The sequence below is a fragment of the Sinorhizobium medicae genome, from assembly GCF_007827695.1.
Classification (GTDB): domain Bacteria; phylum Pseudomonadota; class Alphaproteobacteria; order Rhizobiales; family Rhizobiaceae; genus Sinorhizobium; species Sinorhizobium medicae.
This window is the reverse complement of record NZ_VITA01000056.1, coordinates 1-3,416: the sequence shown is the minus strand read 5'-3', so window position 1 is coordinate 3,416 and position 3,416 is coordinate 1. Positions and strand designations below refer to the sequence as shown.

Annotated in this window: 4 protein-coding genes; all 4 read right to left on the bottom strand. The window is 61.4% G+C overall.

The window, feature by feature from the left end; translation table 11 throughout:
* Genes ccoP through ccoN form a run of 4 tightly spaced genes read right to left on the bottom strand, consistent with a single transcriptional unit; the run spans position 1 to position 3,403 of the window.
* Positions 1 to 870 (bottom strand): cytochrome-c oxidase, cbb3-type subunit III, encoded by an 870-nt coding sequence (ccoP, locus tag FB009_RS32455; protein WP_011970732.1) that lies wholly within the window; start codon positions 868 to 870, stop codon positions 1 to 3.
* A 3-nt stretch (positions 871 to 873) separates the two neighbouring features.
* Positions 874 to 1,026: a CcoQ/FixQ family Cbb3-type cytochrome c oxidase assembly chaperone gene (locus FB009_RS32450; protein ID WP_011970733.1), complete on the bottom strand. Its 153-nt coding sequence runs from the start codon at positions 1,024 to 1,026 to the stop codon at positions 874 to 876.
* A gap of 12 nt (positions 1,027 to 1,038) precedes the next feature.
* Positions 1,039 to 1,770 (bottom strand): cytochrome-c oxidase, cbb3-type subunit II, encoded by a 732-nt coding sequence (ccoO, locus tag FB009_RS32445; protein ID WP_011970734.1) that lies wholly within the window; start codon positions 1,768 to 1,770, stop codon positions 1,039 to 1,041.
* A gap of 13 nt (positions 1,771 to 1,783) precedes the next feature.
* A complete protein-coding gene (ccoN, locus tag FB009_RS32440; protein WP_011970735.1) occupies positions 1,784 to 3,403 on the bottom strand; it encodes a cytochrome-c oxidase, cbb3-type subunit I in 1,620 nt (539 codons plus the stop codon).
* Between the last annotated feature and the right edge of the window lie 13 nt (positions 3,404 to 3,416).

Here is a 3,416-nt window from a genome sequence, read left to right as displayed (position 1 = left end):
CTACTCGCCGCCGCCGAGCGAATGAACGAAGACCGCAAGCTCTTTCACCACCGGATCGCCGAGGCGCGGCAGCCATGCGGGCATGACGCCGTGCTTCGGCGTCTTCATCTGCGCGATCACCGCCTGCTCCCCCTCGCCGTACAGCCAGATCGCATCGGCGAGGTTGGGTGCTCCCATCTCGCGGTTTCCTTTCGCGTCTGCGCCATGGCAGGAAGCGCAATTGTCGGCGAACACCTGCTTACCCTGCTCGACGAGGTGCGGTTGCGACGGTGCCTGGGTGAGGCTCATCACGTAGGCGGCCGTCTGCTGCATCTGCTCTGGTGTCAGCATGTCGCCGAACGGCGGCATCTCGGAACCCCGAGTTTCCCCGTCGGTGGCGTGGCGAACCCCATGAGCTATGGTTTGGTAGATCTCTTGCGGCTTGCCGCCCCAGAGCCAGTCGTCGTCGTTGAGATTCGGGAAGCCCTGCCCGCCCGCAGCCCCCGAGCCGTGGCACTGGGCGCAATTCACCTTGAAGACGGAAGCCCCGGCGGAAACGGCAAATTGCTGCAGTTGCGGATTCGCGATGATCTCTTCGACCGAGTTCAATGCGATCTGCTCCAGATTGCCGGCCTGTGCAGCCTTGGCAGCGGCCAGTTCGACGCCTACTTCGGCGCGGCTGGAATAGCCGAGGACGCCCTTGGTCGCTTCCGTCAGCATTGGCCATGATGGATAAGCGACGGCATATCCTATCGCCCAGATGATCGTGGCATAGAAGCTGTAGACCCACCAGCGCGGCAGAGGATTGTTGAGCTCGCGGATGCCGTCCCATTCGTGCCCGGTGGTTTCTACGCCGCTGACCTCGTCGACGTGCTTGTGCTTGTCGGCCATGGATCAGTCCTCCTTCAGCGGGATGACAGACGCCTGAGCGGCAGCCTTCTTGGCGCCGGGGCGGAAGATGAAAAAGACGACGCCGAGGAAGGACAACGTCATGGCGAGCAATCCCCAGCTATCGGCGAAATGCCGCATGGCAGTGTACGTTTCCATGTTGCCTCCTTCTCAGCGGTAGCCGGCGGCGTCGTCGTAGGTGGAGAAGTCGACGAGCGTGCCCAGCATCTGGAGATAGGCGACGAGCGCGTCCATCTCCGTCAGCCTTTGCGGATCGCCGTCGAAGTCGCCGAGCTTGGCCTTGGGATAGCGTGCCTCCACGCCCGAACCGTCGGCATTCGGATCGGCCTGGGCCTTTAGGTCCGCTGCCGCGTTGTCGATCATCTCGTCGGTGTAGGGAACGCCGACCGCCCTGTTCGCCTCGAGGCTCATGGCAACAGTCTTCACCTCGAGCGGCGTCTCCTTGAGGAAGGCGTAGCTCGGCATCACAGATTCCGGCACGACCGAGCGGGGCTCGATCATGTGCTGAACGTGCCATTCATTGGAATAGCGGTCGCCGACGCGGGCGAGATCCGGTCCAGTTCGCTTGGAACCCCATTGAAAGGGATGGTCGTACATCGACTCCGCCGCCAGCGAATAGTGGCCGTAGCGCTCCACCTCGTCACGGAAAGGACGGATCATCTGGCTGTGACAGACGTAGCATCCCTCGCGGATGTAGATGTCGCGGCCGGCAAGCTCCAGCGGAGAGTATGGCCGCATGCCTTCGACCTTCTCGATGGTGTTTTCGAGATAGAAGAGCGGCGCGATTTCAACGATTCCGCCGATGGAGACGACCAGGAGCGAGCCTATCAGCAGCAGCGTGGCATTGCGCTCGAGTATCGCGTGTTTGTCGAGAATGGACATGGTCTAGTCCCTCCTATTCTGCCGGTGCCGGCAGCGGCGCGGCATCCATGGCCGCGGCCTCATCGCGCATGCGGCCGAGGATGGTCATTGTTACGTTGAAGGCCATTACGAGCGCGCCGGCGAGGAACAGGGCACCGCCCGCGGCACGCATGACGTAGTACGGGAACATCGCCGCCACCGACTCCGCGAAGGAGTAGACGAGGAAACCCTGATCATCGTATTCGCGCCACATCAGCCCCTGCTGGATGCCCGCTACCCACATTGTGGCGGCATAGACGACGATGCCGAGGGTGGCGAGCCAAAAGTGCCAATTGACCATTTGCAGGCTGTAAAGACGCTCCCGGTTCCAGAGCTTCGGGACCAGATAGTAAACGGCACCGAAGGTGATGAGGCCGTTCCATCCGAGCGCGCCGGAATGGACGTGACCGATGGTCCAGTCGGTATAGTGGCTCAGCGAATTGACGGACTTGATCGACATCATCGGCCCCTCGAAGGTCGCCATGCCGTAGAAGGCGACGGCCATGACCATCATGCGGACGACCGGATCCGTACGGATCTTGTCCCAGGCACCGGAGAGCGTCATCAAGCCGTTGATCATGCCGCCCCAGGAGGGCATCCAGAGCATGATGGAGAAGACCATGCCGAGCGTCTGAGCCCAGTCGGGCAGCGCCGTGTAGTGCAGGTGGTGGGGACCTGCCCAGATGTACATGAAGATCAGCGCCCAGAAGTGGATGATCGACAGCCGGTAGGAATAGACGGGGCGATTTACCTGTTTCGGGATGAAGTAGTACATCATTGCCAGAAAGCCGGCGGTCAGGAAGAAGCCGACCGCGTTATGGCCGTACCACCATTGCGTCAGCGCGTCCTGGACGCCGGCGAAGGCCGAATAGCTCTTGGAACCCAGGAACGATACCGGCACCGCCAGGTTGTTGACGATGTGCAGCATCGCGATGGTGACGATGAAGGCGAGATAGAACCAGTTCGCCACGTAGATGTGCGGTTCTTTGCGCTTCAAGATCGTGCCGAGGAAGACGGCCAGATAAGCAACCCATACTATTGTCAGCCAAAGATCGACGTACCATTCCGGCTCCGCGTATTCGCGGCTCTGGGTAATTCCAAGCAGGTAGCCGGTCGCTGCAAGCACGATGAAAAGCTGATAACCCCAGAAAACGAACCAGCCGAGATCACCGCCGAAGAGGCGCGCTCGACTCGTGCGCTGAACCACATAGAAGGACGTCGCGATCAATGCGTTGCCGCCAAACGCGAAGATCACGGCCGAGGTGTGGAGCGGCCGCATGCGGCCGAAGCTGAACCAGGGCTCCACATTGAGGTCGGGGAAGGCAAGTTGCAGGGCAACGACGACGCCTACGAGAAAACCGACCACACCCCAGAATACCGTGGCGATGACGCCGTACTTCACGACCTCGTCGAAATATTCCGTCTCTCCGGCCCGGCGACCCGCGGAAGCCGCACGGAAATCAACGCGGCGCATGAGCACCAATGTGCCGCCGAGCAGCACGAAGAACAGTATCCACATGTGCGCGCCGAACAGGCGGTCCTGGGCGAGACCGGCTCCGACCAGCGCCAGGAAGGCGCCGACGGCAAGTACGACCATCTCGACTGTCTGTTTCATGATTGGGTCCCCA